Source organism: Homoserinimonas sp. A520 (genome assembly GCF_054489245.1).
Map to the genome: position 1 here is coordinate 69,889 of NZ_JBTMWX010000006.1, position 22,332 is coordinate 92,220.

Genomic DNA, 22,332 nt, shown 5'->3' on the forward strand with positions numbered 1-22,332 from the left:
AGTCTAACGCCCTGCTCGTGCCACTCAGGCAAGCCTGGTCGTGCTGTCGGCCGCCGCGATCAGGTTCTCATCGTGGGCGGAGACCAGCACGGTGATGCCATCCGCCGACAGTTCCTTCAGCAGTCGGATGACCGAGTCGGCACTGGCCCGGTCGAGACTGGCCGTCGGCTCATCCACCATGAGCACCCGTGGGCTGAGCAGCAGCGATCGCGCGAAAGCCACCCGCTGCCGCTCCCCGCCGCTGAGCTGGTCCGGCCGGTTCCTGGCCTGCCCGCCGATTCCGAGCACATCGAGCAGGTCGAGCGCGACGGATGCCAGTTCGCGGGTTCGCCGCGCGGCGACAGCAGGCAGCAGCACATTCTCGATCGCGCTGAGGCCGGGAATCAGGGTCCCGTTCTGGTCGAGGTAGCCGACGAAGTCCCGTCGCAGCGCGGTGATCCTGGCGTCGCCGAGCGCGGCGATGCTGTCGCCGTTCCAGCGCACCTCCCCGGTGGTCGGCGCGGCGAGGCCGGCTGCCACTCGCAGGATGCTGGTCTTGCCCGACCCGCTCCGCCCGGCCAGGCAGTGCATCTCGCCGCGCACGAGCCGCAGATCGTAGTTGGTCACAATGTCCAGCGGATGCCCGTCAGCCCTTGGGTAACGGATGGTCACCCCCGCCAGTTCGACGACCGGGGCACTGGTCGCCGACGACACCGACTGCCTCCGTGTCGATTGCAGCGGACCTGCCTGGGCCTGATCCGTCATCGTTTCTCCCTCCAGCCGGCCAGCACGAGCGCGACCGTCAATACTCCTGCAGCACCGGCGGCAACCGGCAGGCTCAGCTCCCGGAACTCGACGGCCACGGCTCCGACGTAGAACCAGGCGGCGGCGCCGGCCAGGGCGAGCGACGGCAACCCGGCCAGGAGCCCTTCGGCCAGCTGCACCATCCGAAGCTGGCCAGCACTGAACCCCATCGCGCTCATCGTCGCCCACTGCCCACGCCTGCGTGCCAGCCCGATGCGACGGGCAATCACCGCGAGGACGATTCCGGCACTCAGGGCGAGGAGCCCAAGGCCGGCCTGCGAGACAAGAGCCTGGGTGAACGCGAACTCGCCGAGGGCCGAATCCCCGGCTGCCCTGCGACCCTCCAGCACCGTCACAGCCACCACCGCTGCGGATGCCCCGACAACGACGGTCGCGAGCAGTTGGACAATGGCGCTCGTCGGATGCACCACCAACTGGCGCACCGCGAAGCGTGGGCTCGACGTCACCCACGCGTCCAGCTCGCCTTCCCCTCGGACGCGTGCACCGCGTTGCCACCACCGGGAACCCTCCGTCGTCGGGCGCGCTCCGAGCGCAACGGCAAGCGCTGAGGTGAGCACCAGCACCGCCGTCGAGGCGCCGACCACGAGACCCACGCTCGGTCGCATACCCGACACGACAAGCGCGGCAATACCGGCCAGTGCTATCAGCGCGAGTGAAACCAGCTCTTCGGCCGCCATCCAGCGGAACACCTGCCTGCGGTCCCAGCCGATGGTACGCATGACGGATGCCTGCGCCCGGCGACCAGGAACCGACGCCAGCTGCACCGCCGCCAGCAACAGCGCGGATGCCGCGAGCGCCACGGCGAGTACGCCGAAGCTTGAGAAGGAGACGGCCAGGTCGACGCGGGATGCCGCACCCAGTTCCGACCACCGCTGGGTGACCGCGCCGAGATACCCGATCTCCTGCTCGTCATCGGCACTGGTCACACCGAACGCGTAGTCGTCGACGTGCAGCGTCACATCCGTGGGCGACGATCCGGCCACGATGGTGGCCACGAACCCGAGATCCTGCAGCTCCTGCGCGACGGTGGCAATGGTGCCGAACCCGGCGACGGAGGATGACTCGACATCCGCGACCCGCACCCGCACCGCATTGATCGGCGAGAGCTGGCCCATCGCGACCGCGGAATCGACGGATGCGATCGCCACGGTATCGGCGCTGACCAGCCCCAGGCCGGAAACGCTCGGGTTCAACTCCACCGTGCTGGTTCCGCCGCGTGGCGACTCGAGCGCGACCGTCGACCCCAGGGCGTGGTAGGCACCGAGCGGAACGTGGCCCAGTTCGGTCTGCAGGTCGGCGATGCCGTCGAGGGAGAAACCGCCGACCGGGACGGCCGCGAACCCGTAGCCGGAGGTGATCGCCCTGGCCCGGAGCTCAGAGATGAAGGTACTCTCCACTCCGGCCACCGTGCCGTCCTCCTGCAGGGGGACCATGTTATTCGGGTCATGCATCGACAGGAGCGGGGCCAGGTATCCGCTCGATCGCACGTCGACTTCGACGCCGTCCTTCTCGTCGCTGGTCACCCGGTAGTTCGGGGGCTTAGCGCTGCCCAAGGCATAGATGTTCATTCCGTACGGTGAGAGTCGCCCCTCCCCCACCTCCTTCGAAGTGCCGGGCCACGGGATCCGGACTTCCCGATCATTGAACGGGTTGAGGAGGGCCGACGCGTCCACTGTGGTGGATCCGATCGGTCTTCCCGGGTCGCCCGCTTCCAGTGCCGCGGGGAGTTCGAACAGCTGTGACGCGAATGGGGCTGGCGGCCCTGACGCGATCGCCGGGCCGAACGCCTCCACCGTGATGGTGACCGTCAACGGAGCCGGCCCGGTCTTCCGCACCACCAGCGGGATGTATTCCGCCTCAGAGGACTCGAAGTCGATGGCCGAACCGTTGTCCTCATAGAGTTGCTTCAGTTCAGCAAGCCAGCGGTAGTGCCCGCTCTGCAGGGCATCCAGCGCCTCCTTCTGCTGTGCAAACGCCCGGGTGAAGTCGTTGTCGACCGATGCGCTCCAAGCTTCGACCGCGGCCGTCGATGCTGGCCCGTCTCCCGAGAGCGCCTCGAGCGGCTTCAGGAAGTCGCCGGCCTCGCCGAGCAGTGCCCGCTCGGCGACCGGGTCGACGAGGGTGACCCGGGTGCTGGCGTTGACGGCGCTGCCCAGCGTGAACAACACCTGGTCACCGTCGATCTCACCGCCACTCGCCCAGCCACCGCCAATCGGATAGGAGACGGTCGCCTCAGGCGTGCGGTTTCCGCAGCTGGCTGCCAGCAGCGGATACTTCTCCGGGTCGACTTCGAAGTCGTCGAAGACACAGGGCGGCCACTCCTGCTCTGGATGATCGGTCTCGTCGACCACCAGCGGATACACCTCGGCGGAGACCAGGCGCTCACCCAGTCCGTCATCCGTGTGGCGGGTCACCGTCAGGCGGAACGCCTGAGGTACCTGATTAGCCCCGGCAGCACCCCGGGGCAGCACAAACCTCTCCTGCCGCGACGCGAGCGCCGGGATGATGACTTCTCCGATCGGCGCCGCAACGTCGATTCCGGCGACAGAACGGATGCTCGCGAGGTCTTCCAGCGTCATGGTTTCGGAGCCCCCGGCCAGCGCGTTGGGCGCCAGCAGTCCAGCCACCTCGCTGCCCTCTGCGGTCACCAGGATGTCGTAGGCACCCCGCCAGTTCTCATCGAGCAGGGACTGAAGACGGTCGGCGGCGGTGACGTTGATCCCGGCTGCCGCAAGGCTCACCAGCGCGAGAATGGCGACCGCAATGACACGCGCGCGATTGCGCACCACCCTGCGAACAGGGCCGGGGACGACCGCCATGCAGCTCCCCCTTTAGCCGAACATCACTCAGCACGCTATCGGGAAAGAACCGCCCGCCGCTAGACCTTCAGGTAGCGGCTGATCGCCACATTCGCCGAGACGGCCGCCAGCACCGCGCCGATACCCAGCAGGATCGGCACCACCACGAACGCCTCCGACAGCCCGACGAACGAGGTGGACACCATCAGCGAACCGAGATAACCCTGCACGAAGAAGTGCACGATACCCACCGTGGCCGCACCCGCCAGCACGGACCCGATCAGCGCGGCGATCACCCCCTCGAGGATGAACGGCGTCTGGATGAACCGGTTGGATGCGCCGACCAACCGCATGATGCCGAGTTCCCGGCGGCGACTGAACGCACTGAGGCGGATGGTCGTGGCGATGAGCAGCACGGCGGCCACAAGCATCAGCGACGCAATGCCGATGGCGGTGAAGCTGGCCGCGTTCAGCGCGTCGAAGATCGGGTCGAGGTATTTGCGCTGGTCGACGACCTCTTCGACACCGGGTTGACCGGAGAGGGTCTCCACCAGCACGTCGGATTGGGTCGGGTCGACCAGGTTGACCCAGAACGCTTCGGCCATCAGTTCCGGCGTGATGAAGTCGGCGTCGCCGGCATCCGTGAACTGGAGGTACCTGGCGTACGCCTCATCATGGTTCTCGAACTCGTAGTGGTCGATGAGCGGCGCCAGCTGCGGCGATTTCAGCACGCCGACCACAGCATCCTTCTCCGCCTGTGTCGCCTCGGTCAGGTTGCAGGCCTCAGTTCCGGTTGTCGCCGTGCAGAGGTAGACCGCCACCTGCGCCTTGTCGTACCAATAACCCTTCAGCTCGCCGATCTGCATCTGCAGCAGGATCGCGGCGCCGACGAAGGTGAGCGAGATGAAGGTGACGAGCACAACGGAGATCACCATGGACACGTTGCGTCGCAGGCCGTTGCCGACCTCCGACATGATCAGGCTGAACCTCACAGTGCTGCCCCCGACTGTGCTGGACCAGCCTTTGTTGTCCCTGTACCGAAGCCCTGGATCGGCACTGCCTGCGTCTGGTAACCGCCATGGCGCTCATCGCGTACCACCTGCCCGCTCACCAGCTCGATGACGCGACGCTTCATCTGGTCGACGATGCCGGCATCGTGGGTGGCCATGATGACGGTGGTGCCACTCTGGCTGATGCGCTCCAGCAGGGTCATGATGCCGGCGCTGGTGGAAGGGTCGAGGTTACCGGTCGGCTCGTCAGCGAGCAGGATGGCCGGCCGGTTGACGATGGCGCGGGCAATGGCAACGCGTTGCTGCTCACCGCCGGAAAGCTCGTGCGGGAGCCGACCGGCCTTGCCGGCCAGGCCGACCATCTTGAGCACGTCGGGAACTGCCTCCTGGATGAAGCCCTTGCTCTTGCCGATCACCTGCAGCGAGAACGCCACGTTGTCGAAAACCGTCTTCTGCGGCAGGAGGCGGAAGTCCTGGAACACCACACCCAGGTTGCGGCGGAAGTACGGCACTTTGCGGCTCGAGAGTGAGCCGAGGTTCTGGCCGAGCACATGGATCTGCCCCTTGCTCGGGTTCTCCTCCTTCAGCACCAGGCGAAGAAAGCTGGACTTCCCGCTGCCGGATGCGCCGACCAGGAAGACGAACTCCCCGCGGAGGATCTCGAGGGTGACGCTGTTGAGAGCGGGTCTCGTGTTACCCCGGTACAGCTTGGTGACGTTGTCAAGGCGAATCATGGCTCTACGAGCCTAGGCAAGCATCCGCCTTTCGCCCGGAGCGACAGGCCGCGCTACTACCCCTTGTCGCGCTTTCTCCACTTGATGCCGGCGTTGATGAACCCGTCGAGGTCTCCGTCGAACACATTGGACGGGTTGTTCACCTCGAACTCGGTACGCAGGTCCTTCACCATCTGGTACGGCGCGAGCACGTAGCTGCGCATCTGATCGCCCCAGCTGGCGGTGATGATGCCGGCCAGTTCCTTCTTGGTTGCGGCCTCCTGCTCGTGCTGCAACACCAGCAGCCGGGACTGCAGCACTCGCATGGCCGCCGCGCGGTTCTGAATCTGGCTCTTCTCGTTCTGCATGGAGACGACGGTGCCGGTCGGGATGTGGGTGAGGCGCACAGCAGAGTCTGTGGTGTTCACCGACTGGCCACCCGGTCCGCTGGAGCGGAAGACGTCGACCCGGATGTCGTTCTCCGGGATCTCGATCGCCTCCTTCTCCTCCATCAGCGGGATCACCTCGACGGCTGCGAACGACGTCTGGCGCTTGCCTGCCGAGTTGAACGGACTCATCCGCACCAGGCGATGGGTTCCGGCCTCGACGCTGAGCGTGCCGAACGCGTACGGGGCATCCACTTCGATGGTGGTCGACTTGATGCCGGCCTCCTCCGCGTAGCTGGTGTCGAGCACCCGGGTCGGGTGGCCGTGCTGTTCGGCCCAGCGCAGGTACATCCGCTGCAGCATTTCGGCGAAGTCAGCGGCGTCGACTCCACCGGCTCCCGCGCGGATGGTGATGACGGCCGGGCGCGAGTCCCACTCGCCGTTGAGCAGTGTTTGCACCTCCAGGTCACCGAGTATCTTCTGGATGCTGGTCAGCTCGGTTCGCGCTTCGGCGGCCGCGTCGGCGTCGCCCTCCTCGTTGGCCAGCTCGACCATGATCTCGAGGTCGTCGAGGCGGCCGGCGATGCTGGTGATCTTGGCCAGTTCCGCCTGCCGGTGGCTGAGGTCGCTGGTGACTTTCTGCGCCTTGTCGGTGTCGTCCCAGAGGTCGGGCTCGCCCGCCTCGGCACTCAGCCTGACGATCTCCGCCTCGAGGCGCTCAACACCCACCACCGAACGGATGTCGTTGAAGGTCGCGCGGAGGGCGGCGATCTGCCCGGAAAGATCTAGCTCGTCCATGTCGAGACAAGCCTACCGGCCAGCACCACGGCGTTGATCGCGGGTTGATCGCGCCTAGTGTTGATCCGTGAGCACCGCGCCGGACCCGTCATTCCGCTGGCGGTCCATCGCGCTACCCGCCCTGGTGCCAACCCTGCTGTTCTCGATCGGCGAGGGCGCGATCATCCCGATCATCCCGCTGTTCGCCGAGAACCTGGGGGCGACGCTGGCGGTCGCGGGCCTGGTGGGCGGCATCCTGATGATCGGGGAGCTGGTCGGCGACATTCCGAGCGGCTGGCTGGTCAGCCGCATCGGCGAGCGCCCGGCGATGATCGGCGCGGCGTTCCTCAGCGTGATCGGCCTGGTGATCTGCCTGCTCTCGGCCAGCGCGGTCGCCCTCAGCTTCGGTGTCTTCCTGGTCGGCCTGGCCACAGCCGTGTTCGCCCTCGCCCGCCACGCCTTCATGACCAGCTTCGTGCCGATCACCCACCGCGCCCGTGCCCTCTCGAGCCTGGGCGGCATCTTCCGGTTCGGCTATTTCATCGGGCCGTTCATCACGGCCGGTGCGATCCACCTGTTCGGCACCGTGGCATCCGCTTTCTGGATCCACATCGTCGCCTGCCTGGCCGCGGCCGCCGTGCTGATCCTGGTGCGGGATCCGACCGCCGCGTTCGGCACGCTGAACACGGTGCGCGCCGAAGACGGAAAGCGGATGCGCGAGGGTGAGGCGCTGGTCGCCGGCGAAGCGCGCGGGCTGTTCCGTACCATCTATGCGAACCGCGCTGTTCTCACCAAGCTGGGCTCCGGGGCCGCCCTCATCGGCGCGCTGCGGGCCAGTCGGGCGGTCATCCTGCCGCTGTGGGCGGTCAGCATCGGCATCGGGGACGCCAACACCGCCCTCATCATCGGGATCGCCGGCGCGGCAGACTTCGCCCTGTTCTACGCCAGCGGCCAGATCATGGACCGCTGGGGCCGCCTGTTCACCGCCCTCCCGTCGATGGTCGGGCTCGGCCTCGGCCACCTCGTGCTCTCGCTCACCCACGACCTCCCCCAGAACGTGGAGTGGTTCATCGCCGCGGCCATGTTCCTGTCGCTGGCGAACGGCATCGGGAGCGGCATCCTGATGACACTGGGGGCGGATCTGGCCGACAAGCGGAACCCGGCGCCGTTCCTGGGCGCCTGGCGCTTCACCGGCGGGATCGGCTCCGCGGGAGCCCCGCTCGCCATCGCCGGAATCACCGCTCTCGCGTCGCTCCCGTTCGCTGCGGCGACCATGGGAGTGCTGGGGTTCGTGGGCGCTGGAATCCTGCTGCGCTACGTGCCGAAATACGTGCCGCACCGGCGTTAGCATTGCTTATGATTCCTGCCGCCAACCTCATCGCGTTCGGCTTGGCATCCATCCCGTTGATCATCATTCCGGGGCCGAGCGTGCTGTTCACCATCGGTCGTTCCCTGTCCCTCGGGCGCGTGGGCGGGCTGCTCACCGTGGTCGGCAACTCGATCGGTGCGTTCATCATCACGGTGGCGATCGCATTCGGGCTGGGCGCGATCCTCGAGGATTCAGTCGTGCTGTTCACCATCGTCAAGGTGCTCGGAGCCGCCTACATCGCCTTCCTCGGCGTGCAGGCGATCCGGGATCGCAACCAGAAGGCGGACGCCGCCACCACCATCGTGGCTCGGCGCGGGCCGGTACTCACCCTCTGGGAGGGTTTCGTGGTCGGGGTCACCAACGTGAAGACGATCATCTTCCTGGTCGCCGTTCTTCCGCTGTTCGTGGACCATTCGAGCGGCGGCATCCCCGGGCAGATCATGCTGCTGGGGGCCGTGTTCGTCGCAGTCGCGCTCACCAGTGACAGCATCTGGGCGTTGGTCGCCGGTTCCGCCCGCGAATGGTTCGGCAGGTCACCGAACCGGATGGCCGGACTCAGCGCCACCGGCGGCGTCATGATGATCGGGCTCGGCGCATCCGTTCTCTTCCTCGGGCACGGCAAGGCCGCCTGAAGCAGCTTGCGTTCAGCGTGGGAGCGCCCATGCATCGCAGGCACGCGTACGAATCCGCGGCGGGTCACACCACGGCGCGCACGGATCGGTGGCGGGCGGGTGCATATCCACCGGCGATCCACCGATCGATGCGCGTGGACCCACGAAGCGGGTGCCGTGGTCCCAGGCAGCTACGAGAAGACGGACCGCGCGACGGCGGTGACGTCGATGCGGATGCCGTCCGGCACCAGCAGGGACACCATCGGTGGACGCCAATCCGCGGAGAGTTGCACGGTGGCGCTTCGCCCGTCGACGGTCTGGGCTCGCTCGACCGCCAGGTTCTGGAACGCGTGCGGTGCGCTGGCGAGGTAGTCGGTCACGGCGTCAGTGACCTCCGGCGAATGGAGCACCGGCCGCGGGCCATCCGGAGTCATGGTGACACTGTCGAGCTCGAACGCCTCCGCGCCGGCAAGGGCGGCACCATCGGCCAGCGTGAACAAGCGCTTGCGTTCGAGGTAGAGCGAGGTGGCCGCGACGACGAGCAGCACCAGCACGAGTGCGAGGAACCCGTAGAAGATGGTGAGCAGCAGCGTGGAGCCGGACTCGTCGGAGAAGTCGGTGCGTTTCATCGTCCGCTCCAGAAACGGGAGACCTGCTGGGTCGCGGTCGCCTCCAGCGGAACGGCGAGCGGCACGTCGAGGGTGAGGCCAGGAGGCACCAGCGGCAGGGTCACCTCGACGCCGACGTTGACGGTCACTGTTCCCAGCCGGGTGAGGCACTGGGAGGGGTTCGGTGCGCAGTTGACCGCCACCGTCGCATCCGCCGCGTCCAGCCCGTAGTCGGCGAGCGCGAACTGGATGGCCCGCTCGGCCTGCGCGGTCGCACTCGCCACGGTGTCACCCTGCACGAACACGCGCGCAGCCTGCCGCGCTGCACCTTCCACCGCGAGCGCCCCGGCCTGCAGGGCGGACATGACCAGCACCAGATAGACGAGCGGCAGCAACAGCAGCATGCCGGCGGTGATGAACTCGAGCGACGCCGATCCTTCTTCGCTGCGATAGTGCCCGTTCCGGAGGGATGTGCCCCGCGGAACGGGTGCATCTCTCCGGAACGGGCACTTCGGCGAGACGGCTTCAGTCGAGGGTTTCGATCGCCGCATGGCCGACCACCTCCAAACCGCCGTCGATGCCGACCAATCCGATCAGCGGCAGCGGCGTGCGCACCGTGACCGCGGCCGCCGGATGCCCGAGATAGCTTCCGGTGGACGCCGTCACGTCGGCGGCATAGTCGGGCCCGAGCGCGACGCTGATCAGGTCACGGGTTCGGGCGACGCCATCCGCCAACTCGTTGTCGGCGAGCGCGGCGAACCGAGCACCCTCGGCCGCAGCATCCAGCACCGTGTTGCGGATGTGCAGGGCGAGCCCCAGCTGGATCACCGACAAGGTGAGGATGGTGAGCAGGGCACCGACCATGACGAACTCGGCCACCGCGGTGCCGGTGTCATCTGCAAGCCTGCCCCACCGCACGGTGGCTTCAGAATCCGGTGACGCGTTCGATGGCCTGCTGGAACACACTGCTCAGCGCCGGCCCGGCCAGGCTCCAGATGATCACGACCAAACCAGCAGTCATGAGTGTAATGAGAACCCAGCCGGGAACATCCCCGCGTTCTTCGGCGAGCAATCGGTCAGGGTTCAGCGCCAGCGCGTTCTCTGGGACGAGATCGTTCATCACGGGGTTCCTTTCGGGTTGACGGGTTCAGAATCCGACCTGGAGCACGAGGATCCCAGGGAAGATGGCGAAGATGATGGTGGTGGGCAGAATGAGGAAGACCAGCGGAATGAGCATGGCGACCTCCTTCTTCCCGGCGATCTCGATCAGTTGCCGTTTGGCATCCTCGCGAGAGTCCTGCGCCTGAGCCCGGAACACTTCGGCCAGCGGCGTCCCCCGCTCCAGTGCCCCGGTGATCTGCTCGACGGATCGGGTCAGGGCGGGGAGTTGCACGCCGGCCGCCATCCGGGTCAACGATTCGGAGAGCGGAAGCCCGGTATTCACCTCGGAGATGACCCGGCCCAATTCGGAGGCGAGTTCGCCGCGGCTGATGCAGGACACCCGGCGGATGGCGTCGAGCACTCCCTCTCCGGCCGACATGCTCAGCGTGAGGAACTCGAGGACGGTGGGAAGCTCGCTCGCCATCCGGGCCAAGCGGGCGGAGGCGGCCCGCTGCAGCACATAGTCGCGGCCCACGAGACCCGCAGCGGCGAACACCACAACCACCAGAACGTGCGCGACCAGGGGCAACGATTGGCTGCGACTCAACGCGAAAGCCGCGAGCACACCAACAGCACCACCGGCGAGCGCCCAGGCCAATTGCCGTGACCGGAACGCATCGACGCCCAGCGTCGACCCGGATTGGCGCAGCCGCAGCGCGATGGTCGCATTGCCACCGAGCACCTGCGAGAGCGCGCTCCGCCCGCGGTCGACCCCGGGCGAGAACAGCGCACCGATGATCGGCAACGGGTCCACCGTGCGCCTCCCCAGCATGGCCCTGGCCCCGTCGGAGAAGTCGGCGACGTACGGGGCAACCCGACTGGCCAGGCTCGGCCGGCCGAGCCTGGGAACCAGGCTCACGAGGGACCACAAGCCGAGACCGAGCATGGCCCCGAGCAGCACGCCCCACCCGATGAGTGGGTTCATTGGAACCACCGCCGTTCCTCCGGCAACCTGCCCAGCGCGACCATCACCCGGTAGGCCACAAACGTCACGGCCGCGCCGGACGCTATGAGCACCGCCCCGGCCGCCGTGTTGTAGGCGGCCGCAGCCTCAGGCCGCGTCGCCAGCAGGAGGAGGATCACCCACGGTGCGGCGATACCGAGCCGCGCCGCATTCAGCACCCACGACTGGCGGGCCTCCACCTCGGTGCGGATGGCGGTCTCCTGCCGGAGGTAGGCAGAGAGGTTGCGCAGGACCGTGGTGAGTTCGCTTCCGCCAACCTCACGGGACATCCGCAGCGTTTCCAGGATGCGATCGGCGACCGGGTCGGCCAGCCGCGCCTTGGCGTTGTCAAGGCAGGCACCGAAGTTGGCTGTGGCGCGGTAGTCCCGCTCGAAGGCAGCGAATGCCTCGCGAGTTGGCGCCGGCCCGCTGTGCGCCAGGGTGACGACACTGTCGGGCAGCGCGAGGCCCGAGCGCACCGCGGAGACCAGGTGATCGACCAGGTCCGGCCAGAGAATCCGATTCGCCCGGCGGTGGGCTGCCGCCCGCCAATTGACGATGGCCGCCGGCGCCAGGGAAACCACGATTCCGGCGGCAACCGCCAGCGCGAGCACCGGCACCAGGGCAAGCGTCCCAGCGCCAGCCGCCAGGCCGAGCACCATCGAAACCGCAATGAGCCCTGGCACGCTGACCGCGTGCAAGCCTGCCAGCGCGATGCGCTGCTCGAGCGCGCCGACCTTGCGGGGGCGCAGCCGGACGCGGCGATCCCGGTTCGGCCACAGGAATGGTGACGCGGCCAGGAGCAGCCCGAGACCGAGCGCGCATCCGATCAGGAGGGTCACGATGCCGCCCGCGCCAGTACCGTGACCGGATCGAGCCCGGATGCCCGGAACTTCGACGTTCGCACCGGGTAGCTGCCGGTCGGCTCCAGCACGCCGTCCTGCAGGGTGAAGATCGTGCTGGTTTCGATCACCGACCCGCTGACCTGACCGCTCGGCGCGACGACCTCGGTGATCCGTCGCTTGCCGCTGCGCTCCAACTCGCAGTGCACCACCATGTCGATGGTTGAGGCGACCGTCGGGACGACGAACGACGAGTCGATGTTGCGCCCGGCCAGGAGCGGCAGAGTCGACAGCTTCGACAGGGCGTCCCTCGCCCCGTTCGCGTGGATGCTGCACATGCCGGGAAGGCCGGAATTCAGCGCGATGAGCAGGTCGAGTGATTCCGCCTCACGCACCTCGCCGACGACCAGACGGTCGGGGCGCATCCGCAGCGCTTCCTTGATGAGCCGGCGCAGCGTGATCTCACCGGTGCCCTCCAGGCTGGGCTGGCGGCACTGCATCGACACGACATCTCGCGCGGAGAGGTCGAGCTCGAAGGTCTCCTCCACGGTGACGATGCGCTCGGTCGGGCGGGAGGAGGAGAGAAGCGCATTCAGCAGGGTCGTCTTGCCGCTCTGCGTCGCACCGGAGACGAGGATGTTCTGCCCCGACAGCACGCACATCCGCAGGAATTGGGCGGCGGGCACCGTCAGCGAACCGAGTTCCACCAGGTGCTGCAGGTCTTTGATGCGCTGGGTGAACTTGCGGATGTTCACCGCCCAATGCTTCTGCGTCACATCCGGAATCACCACGTGAAGGCGGGAACCGTCCGGAAGCGAGGCGTCCACGAACGGCGATGACAGGTCGACGCGGCGCCCGGTGGACTGCAGCATCCGCTCGACCAGGTCCCGCACTGAGGAGTCGGTCAGCTCGATGGGCGTCTGCTCCGGGATGCCGTTGCGCGCCACGAACACCTTGCTGGGCCCGTTGATCCAGATCTCTTCGATCTCCGGGTCGTCGAGGAGCGGCTGGAGTACGCCGAACCCGGCGATCGCGGCCACCACGTCGCGGGCGGCCTGCTGCTCATCGACCAATAGCGGCAGTGAGCCTCCGAGGGCGTGCTCACTGTAACGCTGCACCTCTTCGTGCACGTAGCGACCGGCGAGCGTGCGGTCCGCAGCGAGGTCGACCCCGTCCAGGCGGATGCGCTCGCGCACGCGGTCAGTAATGATCGCCACGGCCTTGGACATGCGGCAATCATGGTGCAAACCCGGAACCGCCCGTGCCAGTTATCCACAGCCCAGAATGTCTGCTATTGCTGATGTTTGTACAGTGTCACTTGACAGCGAGCGCTCGGCAATCCCATAATTCAACTACTCCCCCGCCTCGGCCCAAGGCCCCGCACAGCGGACGCGAGCACCTCTTGAGAAGACAACGGAGTCACAAGATGAGCGACACTGCAACCACAGCGGACCAGGAAGTACCCGTACTCATAGTCGGAGGAAGCCTGGTCGGGCTGACCACCTCCCTGATGCTCTCCAAGTACGGCGTACCGAACCTGGTGGTGGAAAAACACCGCGGAACGGCAATCCACCCCCGAGCGGCGTCATTCCACCAGGGGACCATGGAAGTGTTCCGCCATGCCGGCGTGCAGGACATCGTCGAAGAGGCCGCCGCGAAAGAGTTCGTGCAGAACGGCGCGATCGTCGCCGTCGAGAGCCTCTGCGGCAAGGAGCTGCAGTACTTCTACAAGTCCTGGAACGAGGGCGTCGAAGACCTCAGCGCCACGTCGCGGCTGTTCATCACCCAGGTCGGCCTGGAACCGGTGCTGCAGAAGGCCGCCGGCGATCACGGGGCGTCCCATGCCTTCGGCACCGAACTGGTCTCGCTGGAGCAGGACGACAACGGCGTCACCGCGGTCGTCAAGGATCGGGATTCAGAGGCGACCAGCACCATCCGATCCCAATACCTGGTGGCGGCGGATGGCGCCCACAGCTCGATCAGGGAACAGCTGGGTATCGCGATGCAGGGGCACGGAAGCTCCGAGTGCATCACCATCTACTTCAAGGCCGACCTCACCGAGATGATCGGCGACCGCAACCTGAGCGTGATCTACGTACTCAACCCGAACCTGCTCGGTTTCTTCCGGTTCTCCTTTGACCGCGGTTCCGGGTTCCTCTCCGTATTCTCGGCGAACGACCCTACGACCGGCGAGAAGAAAGACCTCATCGCCGACCTGAGCGATGAGACCTGCGCCAGCTATGTGCGAACCGCCCTCGGCTGCGCAGACGACACACCGGTCGACATCGAGAGCGTGCAGCGCTGGGAGGCGTCGGCGACCTCAGCCGAGCGCTACAGCGACGGCCGCGTGTTCCTGGCCGGCGACGCCGCCCACACCATGCCACCGACCGGCGGCTGGGGCGGCAACACCGGGGTGGCGGATGCCCACAACCTGGCCTGGAAGTTGGCCATGGTGCTGAACGGCCACGCCGACCCCTCACTGCTCGACAGCTACGACGCCGAGCGTCGCCCGGCCGGCCTGATGACCATGGAGCAGGCCTACGCGATCTACGCGGGCCGCTATGCGGAGAGGGCCACCGACGACACCAAGCCGTTGGCCACCCCTCGCGCAGCCGAAGCGGTCGAGTTGGGAAGCGTGTACCGCTCATCGGCGGTCATCGACCCGAGCGGCGGCCCGGTCGACCCGGACCGCGAATCCGCAACAGTGCACCCGCGCGAACCGCTGACCGAGGTCGGTGCACGGGCCCCCCACCTGACCTTGCGGCAGGGTGGTGCCGACGTGCCGATTCACGACCTGTTCACCGATTCCTTCGTGCTGCTGGCAGCATCCGCCGGACAGGCGTGGTCGGATGCTGCGGCCGCCGTCCAGACGAAAAGCTCGGTGCCGCTGCGCTCCTACCGCGTCGGCGACGGCGCGGATCTCCTGGCTGAAGCGGACACCTTCGAACTGGCGTACGGCTTGTCCCCTTCGGGGGCAGTCATTGTGCGACCGGACGGAGTCGTGGCCTGGCGCTCACAGGGCGAGGGAACGAATCCCGAACAGCAGCTCGAGAAGGCGATGGCACAATTGCTAGGAGCTTCGTAGCCACTCAGATAATCCTCCGGTTGACCGCGTACGCGGCGGCGGCGGCGCGGGAACCGAGGTCGAGTGCACTGTAAATGTTTGCGATGTGACGGTGCACGGTGTGTTCGCTGAGGTGCAGCGCCGCGGCGATCTCGACATTGGACAGTCCGCGCGCGACCAGGCGGAGAACTTCGGTCTGGCGCCCGGTGAGCGGGCCGGCATTGTGTTGGCCGAGCAGGCGTCGTGCGCGATCAATGGCCTGGCCCGCCTGGAGCGGCAGAAGCACGTCAAGGGCGAGCGCGGCGTGCTCCCGGGAACCGGTTCGGTCACCCAGGGCAAGCATCACCTCGGCGAGTTCGAGTCGGCAATCGGCTTCGTCGAAGGGCAGTCTCGCGGCGTTGAGCCGCCGGACCGAGACCTGCCAGAGCACCACTGCCTGCTCTGGTTCGCTCAACCGAGCCTCAGCCGCCGCGGCCGCTCCGACGAGGAAATCGGTGCGAATCCGCTCTGCGATGGCTCGTAGTTCCCGGGCGGCATCCTGTGCCTCAGCGGTATGCCCGGCTGTCACTCCGATCTCGACGGCCGCGGCCAACGGGTCAACCCGCTCCAGTTGCTGCTCCGGGGGCACGGAACGGAGCAGCTCGCTGATGATCGACCAGGCGCTTGCCGCGTCTCCCTGGGCGAGCTTGACCTGGGCCAGGCCGGTCATGGCACGCGTGTCGAACCCGCCCTGTCTCAGGAGCGATTCGGCATCTGCGAGCCGGCCCTGGCGACGGCGGAGCTCCCCCAGTTGGACGACCGCATCCAGTCGTCCGACCCGACGGGAATGCTCAAGCAGGGCCAGCACGTCGACCAGCTTCTCCTCCGCCTCCGCGTATTCCCCCTGGGCGACGAGAACTGAGGCGTAGAGCGTGCGACACGCGGCGAACAGCGGTGCGAGTTCCTGTCGGGTACAGAGTTCATCGACCCGGGCGCACCACTGCGTGGCACGGTCCACATCATGAGTCTCCTGACAGGCGCTGATCAGCCAGCAGCAGATCTTGCCGATCCACATGATGTCATCGACATCACCGGAAGTCGCCGCAGTGGCGGCCGCATCCAGCAGCGGCATACCCGCGGACACGTCACCGAGCCTGACCAGGGAGAGCCCGGCAAGAGCCTGCCCGACCACGACCAGGTCGTCGTCGTCGGTGCCGCGGCCGACCCGTTGCGCCGACGTTGCCGCCGCGAGCGCCTCGGTGGCGTTGTGGTCTATCGCGAGTGCGACTTCGGCCTTCCTGACAGCAAGCCACCCTGCCTCAACCAGGTCTGAGCGTCCGTCGAGCAGGTCCGCCGCCCGGCTCAGCCATCCGCGCCCGACCGCGACGCCCATGCTGAAGAGCATGGAGTCGTAGCCGAGGGTGGCGGCGGTCCGCACCGCGTCACGATCCTTGCCGATCGCTCGAAAACCGCGGTATGCCGCCTCCCGAGCCTGGAGGGTCGTCTCTGAGTCGTCAAGCCACCAGCTTGCCTGAGCGAGACCGTCATGGGCGCTCGGATCGTCGGTCGCTACCGCGAGCGCTGAGTACGCGGCCGCAGCCTCTGGCCAGCGACCCGCTCTCAGGGCGGCCTTGGCGGCAGCCACGTCCTCGGGTGTTACGGACACCCCGCAATGGTGTCACCGGGGCCCGGCTGCCACAAGCTCAGACTCCTACTCCGGCAGCGAGGGCTTTCACGTCGGCAGTGGTGAGTGCATTGCCCGCGATTCCCCAATCGCCGCTCGCCACTTCGCGAACGACACACCAGGTGACCGGGCGCATGTTCTCGCCCTCGATTCCGACCATGGCATTGGTGAGGTTGGTGATGATCTCCCGCTTCTGCTCAGGGGTGAAAACATCCTTGATCACATTGACTTCGATGAACGGCATGAGCCGGTCCTTTCTGAATTGACGTTCCCGGATGGGGACGACTGCATCTAGTGTCCGCGGCGTTGCCCATTGCCTGCTTCGCCAGCACGGGCCATTTCAGCTGACGGCGGCGGATGGCCCGAACAGGCCACTCTGCCCGCAGCACAGACCCGTTCTGGGGCCCCCCCAAGCGCTGACAACGCATCCGCCCTCCCCTAGGCTGTAACGCGGTCTTGTCGGAAACCAGGGGGAGCGACGTTGAAAAGAATCGCATTCGCGGCGGTAGCCGTGCTCACGCTGACAATCACGGGGTGCGCCAGCGGTGCCACCGGCGGCGGCAGCGACCAGTACCTTGAAGCGGTCTGCCCGTCCGAGCTCGCGCTCACCGAATACCAGGCAGCCCTCGACGCCCAGGACCTGGCGGCGGCCACCACGAAGGCCGGGCTCCTTGCCACGGCGCTGGAGACGACCATCGCCGACCTCTCCTCGAGCGCCACCTGGGCCGAGGGGATCGACCCCGCAGACGTGGCAACCCTCCACGATGCCTACGCCCAGGACCTGAAGAAACTGCAGGCCCTGGCCGCACCGGGGACCATCGGGGACAAGCCGTTCGTCTTCGCCTACCCGGGATCGGATGAGGCGACCTGGCGCATCCACAAGACGCTGGAACTGCCGAAGACGCTGGCGGATGCCTGCAGCGCCGCCGACGCATCCTGAGCGGTAGCCGCCCGCTAAACTGGGTTCTCCCGCGGGAGTGGTGAAATTGGTATACACGCCAGATTTAGGTTCTGGTGCCGAAAGGCGTGAGGGTTCAAGTCCCTTCTCCCGTACTGAAGTCCAGGGTTGACCCCGAGGTGGTTCCGACCATCGTGCCGTTACCCTTGAACCACCCGCGTTCCACCAGCTCACCGACTGGAGTCCCCCCGCTTGTTGCCTTACGCACTCATTCCCTGGCTTGACCCTGAGCAGCTGATCAACGGGTTCGGCGCATTCGCCCTGATCGGGGTCTGCGCCATCGTGTTCTCCGAGACCGGCCTCCTCGTCGGTTTCCTGCTGCCGGGTGACACCCTCCTGGTCATCACCGGCCTGCTCACCTTCGCCGGCGTCATCGAGATCGACATCTGGTGGGTGTGCCTGGCCATCGGAGTGGCCGCTTTCCTGGGCGGTGAGGTCGGCTACCTGATCGGGCACAAGTTCGGCCCCAAGGTCTTCGAACGCAAGGAGAGCGGCCTGTTCAGCCGCAAGAACGTCGAACGCACGAACGCCTTCTTCGTGCGCTTCGGCGGACTCGCCGTCATCCTGGCCCGCTTCGTTCCCATCCTGCGCACCTTCGTTCCGGTCGCCGCCGGCGTCGGGCACATGAACTACAAGAAGTACTCGCTGTACAACCTCATCGGCGCGATGATCTGGGGCGCCGGGCTGACCTTCTTCGGTTACCTCCTCGGTTACATCCCGCCGGTCGCCGACTTCGTGCGCGAATACATCGACGTCATCCTTCTCGGTGCGGTCACCATCACGCTGATCCCGACCGTCTGGCACTACGTGCAGTCGACGATGAAGGCTCGGAAGGCGGTGCGCGACGGCGTGCAGCCCCTCACCGCGGAAGAGGTCGTGCTCGACCCCGCCCTCTTCGACCAGGACCGCAGCAACGACCCGAAGTAGCGAGACGATCCGAAGCGGTCAGGCCAGCGCCTTGAGCGCCTCGCCGGCTGCCCGCCGCACGTCTTTGTCGGGGTCGCGAAGCAGGGGTTCGAGCAGGGGACTGTCATCCGTCGTTCCCACCGCAGCGAGCGCATGCGCTGCAGAAGCCCGAACCCGCGCGTTCTCGTCCGTCAGGCGACGCTTCAGCAGCCCGGCATCACCGAGCTTTCGCACCGCACACACCTTCAGGCACATCTCGCGGACCCGCCACGCCTGATTCTGCACACTCTCCAGCACCGCGGACGCCGCGGAGTCGTCCCAGACGTGGAGCAGCGCCCGCGCACCCCACACTTCCGGCCAGTACAGCGCGGGTGCACCGTCCAGGATCCCTCGAGCATGCCGGCCACCAAGGCAGAGGAGGGTCTCCTCCCCCTCGTTGCGGCCCCGGAGCAGGCCGATCGCGTGCTTCACCAGTGCGTCCTCCCCGAACCGTTCGACGGCGAGCGCGATGCGGGTGGCGAGGGGGGCTTCGAGGTTGATCTCATTGTCATTCATGGCACCCTCAACGCTAGTCGAGCGAAATCCAGATGGCCGCCGCAGCCTCGTGACCCACGTCGTGCGCGGACTCGTCGACCCGGACCGCGAGAGCACCACCGAACGGCTTTCGCCCGACGACCTCTACCGAAGAATCCAGGCGGATGCCCTCCGCCTCCAGGTAGCGCAACAGTCCGGGGTCACGGTCGCTGATCCGTACCACCCTGCCCCGCCGGCCGTCCGCGGCAATTGCCAGCTGCACGGCATCCGGTCGCACCACCACGCCATCCGCCGACGGAATCGGGTCACCGTGCGGGTCGCGAACCGGGTGCCCGAGCTGGTCCGCGATCGCCTCGAGCAACCGGTCCGACAACGCGTGCTCCAGCACCTCAGCCTCGTCGTGCACCTCATCCCAGCTGTACCCGAACGAGTCGACCAGCCAGGTCTCGATCAGCCGGTGCCTTCGCAGCATCCGGAGGGCGAGCATCCGGCCGCTCTCGGTCAGGGTGACAGCCCCATACGGCACGTGCGTGACCAGGCCGGATGCCGCCAGCTTCTTCACCATCTCCGTCACCGACGAGGCGGCCAGCCCCAGCCTCGCGGCCAACTCCGACGGGGTGATCGGGTCATCCTGCCACTCGGTGTGCGAGTAGATGGTCTTGACGTAGTCCTCGATCACGATATTCATGTCGCCAGGGCCTTCCGCTCGCGCACCAACGTCGTCACCACTCCGCCCCGCGCACCGAACAGGTAGGCGAGCATGAACGCCGCGGCCTGCGCGATGACCACCGCACCACCGGTGGAAACATCCAGGTAGTAGCTTCCGTACACGCCGAGCACCGAGGCGATCGCCGTCACCGCGATGGCCAGCCAGAGCATCCGGTCGAACCGTTTGGTCAGCAGGTAGGCCGTCGCGCCGGGGGTGATTAACATCGCGACGACCAGCACGATGCCCACCGCCTGCAGGGCGACCACCACGGTCAGTGCCAGCAGACCGAGCATCACGACTGACAACCAGCGGGTGCTGATGCCGATCGCGTTGGCGTGCGCCGAGTCGAATGCGAACAGCGTGAAGTCGCGCCGCTTCACCAGCAGCACGGCGATCACGACGGCGCCGATCACGACCACCTGCCAGATGTCGCTGTCGCTCACCCCGAGCACGTTGCCGAAGAGAATGTGCATCAGGTCGGTCTGGCTGGGTGTGGCCGAGATGATCACCAGGCCGAGAGCGAACAGACTGGTGAAGACCACGCCGATCGCAGCATCCGACTTGATCTTCGTGGTGGCCCGCACCCCGCCGATCAGGGCGACCGCGCCGGCACCGAAAATGAAGGCGCCGACCGCGAACGGCCAGCCCAGGATGTAGCTGATCGCGACCCCGGGCAGCACCGCATGCGAGACGGCGTCGCCCATCAGCGACCAGCCGATCTGCACCAGCCAGCAGGACAGCAGCGCGCAGGTCACCGCGGCGACGACCGTGACCAGCAGGGCGCGGGTCATGAACTCGAATTGCAGGGGCTCCAGGATCCAGTCGATCATGCCGGCTCCCATCCGAACGCCATCGCCAGCCGTTCGGCGTTCAACGCCTCCTCCGGTGGTCCGTGGAAGAGCACCCGGTTCTTCAGGAGGACCACCTCATCGCAGAGCTCAGGCACTCCCGCCAGGTCGTGGGTGGAGATCAGGATGCCACGGCCCTCGTCGGCGAGGGCTCGCAAGAGCTGGATGATGGTGTGTTCTGATCCCTTGTCGACGCCGGCGAACGGCTCGTCCAGCAGCATCAGGGATGCCTCCTGCGCGATGCCGCGGGCGACGAACACCCGCTTGCGCTGTCCGCCGCTCAACTCGCCGATCTGCCGGTCGGCGAACTCGCTGAGGCCGACGCGTTCGATCGCCCTGGCGACCGCGTCGCGGTCACCGGCACGCGGCCGCCTGGTCACGCCGAGCCGGCCATAGCGGCCGGTCATGACGACGTCGGAAACGGAGATCGGGAAGTCCCAGTCCACCGCCTCGGACTGGGGAACGTACGACACCAGGTTGTTGCGGCGCGCCTTGGCGGGGTCTCCCCCGAACAACCGGACCGTGCCACCGGCCACCTTCACCGTGCCCATGATCGACGCGAACAGCGTGGACTTGCCAGAGCCGTTCATTCCGATGACGCCGATGATGCGCCCAGGCAGCAGCTCAAGAGACACGTCGCTGAGCGCCTGCACGGTGCCGTAGCGAACGGCGAGGCCGGTGACAGAAATGATCGGCCCGGTCATTGCGACAGCCCCTCCGCGATCAGCTCCACATCGAAGCGCAGCAGGTCCAGGTAGCTGGGCACCGGCCCGCCCGGCTCGCTGAGCGAGTCGACATAGAGCTTGCCGCCAAACTCAGCGCCAGACTCCCTGGCCACCTGGAGTTGGGACTCGTCACTCACCGTTGTCTCGCAGAAGACCGCCGGGACATCCGCTTCCCGCACCAGCTCTATGGCCGCCTTGATCTGCTGGGGCGTTCCCTGCGTGTCGCTGTTGACCGGCCACAGGTAGCCTTCGGTGAGGCCGATGTCCCGAGCCAGGTAGCTGAACGCGCCCTCGCAGGTCACCAGCACCCGCTGCCGCGTCGGCATGGCATCCACCGCTGCTTTCAGCTCATCGACGAGGGACTGCAACTGGGCCTTGTAAGCATCCGCGTTGGCGGTGAAGGTCGCCGCGTGCTCTGGCACCAGTTCGCTCAGCGCCTCGGCGATGTTGTCGACGTAGCGCTGTCCGGCCAGTGGCGACATCCAGGCGTGCGGGTTCGGGCGACCGGCATAGTCGCCCACCTCGATGTCGATCGGCTTGATGCCGTCGGTGAGCACGGCGTGCGGAACGTCCAGCCGTTCGACGAACGACTCGAACCAGCGTTCCAGCCCGAAACCGTTGTCGAGAATCAGGTCTGCGGATGCCGCCCGCTTCAGGTCGGACGGCGTCGGCTCGTAGCCGTGGATCTCTGCCCCCACCTTGGTAATGGACTGGACGTCGACGATATCTCCCCCGACGACGGATGCCATGTCAGCGATCACCGTGAAGGTGGTCAGCACGACCGGTTTGCCGGTGTCCTGCGCTGCCGGCGTGGCCACCGGTGCACACGCCGTAAGTACCCCCGTCAGCACAACGACGGTGAACAGGTTTCGGCTGACACCGGACCAAAGTTTCGGCATACCG

General features: G+C 66.9%; 24 protein-coding genes and 1 tRNA gene. 6 read left to right on the forward strand and 19 right to left on the reverse strand.

The window, feature by feature from the left end:
* Positions 1 to 24: 24 nt before the first annotated feature.
* The 5 genes from ACX3PH_RS13770 to prfB are packed head-to-tail and all read right to left on the reverse strand — an operon-like array spanning position 25 to position 6,509.
* Complete coding sequence (locus ACX3PH_RS13770; protein ID WP_459093257.1) at positions 25 to 744, reverse strand: ABC transporter ATP-binding protein; 720 nt, start codon at positions 742 to 744, stop codon at positions 25 to 27.
* The gene (locus ACX3PH_RS13775; RefSeq protein WP_459093258.1) at positions 741 to 3,623 is read right to left on the reverse strand and encodes a hypothetical protein; all 2,883 of its coding nucleotides are present in this window, start codon (positions 3,621 to 3,623) and stop codon (positions 741 to 743) included. Before ACX3PH_RS13775 ends, ACX3PH_RS13770 begins: the two co-directional genes overlap by 4 nt.
* A 59-nt stretch (positions 3,624 to 3,682) precedes the next feature.
* Positions 3,683 to 4,594, reverse strand: coding sequence for a permease-like cell division protein FtsX (gene ftsX / locus ACX3PH_RS13780; protein ID WP_459093259.1), 912 nt, complete (start codon positions 4,592 to 4,594; stop codon positions 3,683 to 3,685).
* Positions 4,591 to 5,346, reverse strand: coding sequence for a cell division ATP-binding protein FtsE (ftsE, locus tag ACX3PH_RS13785; RefSeq protein WP_459093260.1), 756 nt, complete (start codon positions 5,344 to 5,346; stop codon positions 4,591 to 4,593). The genes ftsX and ftsE overlap by 4 nt, the downstream gene beginning before the upstream one ends.
* A 56-nt stretch (positions 5,347 to 5,402) precedes the next feature.
* Complete coding sequence (prfB, locus tag ACX3PH_RS13790; protein ID WP_459093261.1) at positions 5,403 to 6,509, reverse strand: peptide chain release factor 2; 1,107 nt, start codon at positions 6,507 to 6,509, stop codon at positions 5,403 to 5,405.
* Between the two features lie 67 nt (positions 6,510 to 6,576).
* Here prfB and ACX3PH_RS13795 point away from each other — a divergent pair, with 67 nt between their 5' ends.
* Both ACX3PH_RS13795 and ACX3PH_RS13800 read left to right on the forward strand, forming a co-directional pair.
* Positions 6,577 to 7,836, forward strand: coding sequence for an MFS transporter (locus tag ACX3PH_RS13795; protein ID WP_459093262.1), 1,260 nt, complete (start codon positions 6,577 to 6,579; stop codon positions 7,834 to 7,836).
* An 8-nt stretch (positions 7,837 to 7,844) separates the two neighbouring features.
* Positions 7,845 to 8,489, forward strand: a complete 645-nt coding sequence (locus ACX3PH_RS13800; RefSeq protein WP_459093263.1) for a LysE family translocator — start codon at positions 7,845 to 7,847, stop codon at positions 8,487 to 8,489.
* Between the two features lie 170 nt (positions 8,490 to 8,659).
* Here the strand turns inward: ACX3PH_RS13800 and ACX3PH_RS13805 are convergent, their stop codons facing one another.
* Genes ACX3PH_RS13805 through ACX3PH_RS13835 form a run of 7 tightly spaced genes read right to left on the reverse strand, consistent with a single transcriptional unit; the run spans position 8,660 to position 13,251 of the window.
* Entirely contained in the window at positions 8,660 to 9,097 is a 438-nt protein-coding gene (locus ACX3PH_RS13805; protein ID WP_459093264.1) for a pilus assembly protein TadG-related protein, read from the reverse strand.
* Entirely contained in the window at positions 9,094 to 9,627 is a 534-nt protein-coding gene (locus ACX3PH_RS13810; protein WP_459093265.1) for a hypothetical protein, read from the reverse strand. The genes ACX3PH_RS13805 and ACX3PH_RS13810 overlap by 4 nt, the downstream gene beginning before the upstream one ends.
* Complete coding sequence (locus ACX3PH_RS13815) at positions 9,602 to 9,994, reverse strand: TadE/TadG family type IV pilus assembly protein (RefSeq protein WP_459093266.1); 393 nt, start codon at positions 9,992 to 9,994, stop codon at positions 9,602 to 9,604. The genes ACX3PH_RS13810 and ACX3PH_RS13815 overlap by 26 nt, the downstream gene beginning before the upstream one ends.
* Before the next feature lie 7 nt (positions 9,995 to 10,001).
* The gene (locus ACX3PH_RS13820) at positions 10,002 to 10,196 is read right to left on the reverse strand and encodes a hypothetical protein (protein WP_459093267.1); all 195 of its coding nucleotides are present in this window, start codon (positions 10,194 to 10,196) and stop codon (positions 10,002 to 10,004) included.
* A gap of 27 nt (positions 10,197 to 10,223) precedes the next feature.
* Positions 10,224 to 11,162 (reverse strand): type II secretion system F family protein, encoded by a 939-nt coding sequence (locus ACX3PH_RS13825; RefSeq protein WP_459093268.1) that lies wholly within the window; start codon positions 11,160 to 11,162, stop codon positions 10,224 to 10,226.
* The gene (locus tag ACX3PH_RS13830; protein ID WP_459093269.1) at positions 11,159 to 12,022 is read right to left on the reverse strand and encodes a type II secretion system F family protein; all 864 of its coding nucleotides are present in this window, start codon (positions 12,020 to 12,022) and stop codon (positions 11,159 to 11,161) included. Before ACX3PH_RS13830 ends, ACX3PH_RS13825 begins: the two co-directional genes overlap by 4 nt.
* Positions 12,019 to 13,251, reverse strand: coding sequence for a CpaF family protein (locus ACX3PH_RS13835; RefSeq protein ID WP_459093270.1), 1,233 nt, complete (start codon positions 13,249 to 13,251; stop codon positions 12,019 to 12,021). Before ACX3PH_RS13835 ends, ACX3PH_RS13830 begins: the two co-directional genes overlap by 4 nt.
* A 197-nt stretch (positions 13,252 to 13,448) precedes the next feature.
* On the opposite strand from ACX3PH_RS13835, the gene ACX3PH_RS13840 reads away from it, so the two are divergent.
* Complete coding sequence (locus ACX3PH_RS13840; RefSeq protein ID WP_459093271.1) at positions 13,449 to 15,107, forward strand: FAD-dependent monooxygenase; 1,659 nt, start codon at positions 13,449 to 13,451, stop codon at positions 15,105 to 15,107.
* A 4-nt stretch (positions 15,108 to 15,111) separates the two neighbouring features.
* Here the strand turns inward: ACX3PH_RS13840 and ACX3PH_RS13845 are convergent, their stop codons facing one another.
* Positions 15,112 to 16,731 carry a helix-turn-helix transcriptional regulator gene (locus ACX3PH_RS13845; RefSeq protein ID WP_459093272.1) on the reverse strand — a complete coding sequence of 540 codons (1,620 nt, stop codon included), beginning with the start codon at positions 16,729 to 16,731 and terminating at the stop codon, positions 15,112 to 15,114.
* 37 nt (positions 16,732 to 16,768) lie between these two features.
* Positions 16,769 to 16,993 (reverse strand): tautomerase family protein, encoded by a 225-nt coding sequence (locus ACX3PH_RS13850; protein WP_459093273.1) that lies wholly within the window; start codon positions 16,991 to 16,993, stop codon positions 16,769 to 16,771.
* A gap of 237 nt (positions 16,994 to 17,230) precedes the next feature.
* Here ACX3PH_RS13850 and ACX3PH_RS13855 point away from each other — a divergent pair, with 237 nt between their 5' ends.
* From ACX3PH_RS13855 to ACX3PH_RS13865, 3 genes are all read left to right on the forward strand, one after another.
* Positions 17,231 to 17,689 carry a hypothetical protein gene (locus tag ACX3PH_RS13855; protein ID WP_459093274.1) on the forward strand — a complete coding sequence of 153 codons (459 nt, stop codon included), beginning with the start codon at positions 17,231 to 17,233 and terminating at the stop codon, positions 17,687 to 17,689.
* Positions 17,690 to 17,720: 31 nt separating this feature from the next.
* A tRNA-Leu gene (locus tag ACX3PH_RS13860) sits at positions 17,721 to 17,802 on the forward strand.
* A gap of 97 nt (positions 17,803 to 17,899) precedes the next feature.
* Positions 17,900 to 18,634 carry a DedA family protein gene (locus ACX3PH_RS13865; protein ID WP_459093275.1) on the forward strand — a complete coding sequence of 245 codons (735 nt, stop codon included), beginning with the start codon at positions 17,900 to 17,902 and terminating at the stop codon, positions 18,632 to 18,634.
* An 18-nt stretch (positions 18,635 to 18,652) separates the two neighbouring features.
* Here the strand turns inward: ACX3PH_RS13865 and ACX3PH_RS13870 are convergent, their stop codons facing one another.
* From ACX3PH_RS13870 to ACX3PH_RS13890, 5 genes are read right to left on the reverse strand one after another with little or no spacing between them, the layout of a single operon-like run.
* Positions 18,653 to 19,168 (reverse strand): HEAT repeat domain-containing protein, encoded by a 516-nt coding sequence (locus tag ACX3PH_RS13870; RefSeq protein ID WP_459093276.1) that lies wholly within the window; start codon positions 19,166 to 19,168, stop codon positions 18,653 to 18,655.
* A 13-nt stretch (positions 19,169 to 19,181) separates the two neighbouring features.
* Positions 19,182 to 19,835, reverse strand: a complete 654-nt coding sequence (locus ACX3PH_RS13875) for a metal-dependent transcriptional regulator (protein ID WP_459093277.1) — start codon at positions 19,833 to 19,835, stop codon at positions 19,182 to 19,184.
* On the reverse strand, positions 19,832 to 20,686 hold the full coding sequence (locus ACX3PH_RS13880; RefSeq protein ID WP_459093278.1) for a metal ABC transporter permease: 855 nt from the start codon (positions 20,684 to 20,686) through the stop codon (positions 19,832 to 19,834). Before ACX3PH_RS13880 ends, ACX3PH_RS13875 begins: the two co-directional genes overlap by 4 nt.
* Positions 20,683 to 21,408: a metal ABC transporter ATP-binding protein gene (locus tag ACX3PH_RS13885; RefSeq protein WP_459093279.1), complete on the reverse strand. Its 726-nt coding sequence runs from the start codon at positions 21,406 to 21,408 to the stop codon at positions 20,683 to 20,685. Before ACX3PH_RS13885 ends, ACX3PH_RS13880 begins: the two co-directional genes overlap by 4 nt.
* On the reverse strand, positions 21,405 to 22,328 hold the full coding sequence (locus ACX3PH_RS13890; protein WP_459093280.1) for a metal ABC transporter substrate-binding protein: 924 nt from the start codon (positions 22,326 to 22,328) through the stop codon (positions 21,405 to 21,407). Before ACX3PH_RS13890 ends, ACX3PH_RS13885 begins: the two co-directional genes overlap by 4 nt.
* Positions 22,329 to 22,332: the final 4 nt, after the last annotated feature.

What these genes read in the sequence shown, in the direction of transcription:
- ACX3PH_RS13770 (WP_459093257.1), bottom strand. Translation starts at nt 744, where the DNA reads ATGACGGATCAGGCCCAGGCAGGTCCGCTGCAATCGACACGGAGGCAG.
- ACX3PH_RS13775 (WP_459093258.1), bottom strand. Translation starts at nt 3,623, where the DNA reads ATGGCGGTCGTCCCCGGCCCTGTTCGCAGGGTGGTGCGCAATCGCGCG.
- ftsE (WP_459093260.1), bottom strand. Translation starts at nt 5,346, where the DNA reads ATGATTCGCCTTGACAACGTCACCAAGCTGTACCGGGGTAACACGAGA.
- prfB (WP_459093261.1), bottom strand. Translation starts at nt 6,509, where the DNA reads ATGGACGAGCTAGATCTTTCCGGGCAGATCGCCGCCCTCCGCGCGACC.
- ACX3PH_RS13800 (WP_459093263.1), top strand. Translation starts at nt 7,845, where the DNA reads ATGATTCCTGCCGCCAACCTCATCGCGTTCGGCTTGGCATCCATCCCG.
- ACX3PH_RS13805 (WP_459093264.1), bottom strand. Translation starts at nt 9,097, where the DNA reads ATGAAACGCACCGACTTCTCCGACGAGTCCGGCTCCACGCTGCTGCTC.
- ACX3PH_RS13810 (WP_459093265.1), bottom strand. Translation starts at nt 9,627, where the DNA reads ATGCGGCGATCGAAACCCTCGACTGAAGCCGTCTCGCCGAAGTGCCCG.
- ACX3PH_RS13820 (WP_459093267.1), bottom strand. Translation starts at nt 10,196, where the DNA reads ATGAACGATCTCGTCCCAGAGAACGCGCTGGCGCTGAACCCTGACCGA.
- ACX3PH_RS13825 (WP_459093268.1), bottom strand. Translation starts at nt 11,162, where the DNA reads ATGAACCCACTCATCGGGTGGGGCGTGCTGCTCGGGGCCATGCTCGGT.
- ACX3PH_RS13835 (WP_459093270.1), bottom strand. Translation starts at nt 13,251, where the DNA reads ATGTCCAAGGCCGTGGCGATCATTACTGACCGCGTGCGCGAGCGCATC.
- ACX3PH_RS13840 (WP_459093271.1), top strand. Translation starts at nt 13,449, where the DNA reads ATGAGCGACACTGCAACCACAGCGGACCAGGAAGTACCCGTACTCATA.
- ACX3PH_RS13850 (WP_459093273.1), bottom strand. Translation starts at nt 16,993, where the DNA reads ATGCCGTTCATCGAAGTCAATGTGATCAAGGATGTTTTCACCCCTGAG.
- ACX3PH_RS13870 (WP_459093276.1), bottom strand. Translation starts at nt 19,168, where the DNA reads ATGAATGACAATGAGATCAACCTCGAAGCCCCCCTCGCCACCCGCATC.
- ACX3PH_RS13875 (WP_459093277.1), bottom strand. Translation starts at nt 19,835, where the DNA reads ATGAATATCGTGATCGAGGACTACGTCAAGACCATCTACTCGCACACC.
- ACX3PH_RS13880 (WP_459093278.1), bottom strand. Translation starts at nt 20,686, where the DNA reads ATGATCGACTGGATCCTGGAGCCCCTGCAATTCGAGTTCATGACCCGC.
- ACX3PH_RS13885 (WP_459093279.1), bottom strand. Translation starts at nt 21,408, where the DNA reads ATGACCGGGCCGATCATTTCTGTCACCGGCCTCGCCGTTCGCTACGGC.
- ACX3PH_RS13890 (WP_459093280.1), bottom strand. Translation starts at nt 22,328, where the DNA reads ATGCCGAAACTTTGGTCCGGTGTCAGCCGAAACCTGTTCACCGTCGTT.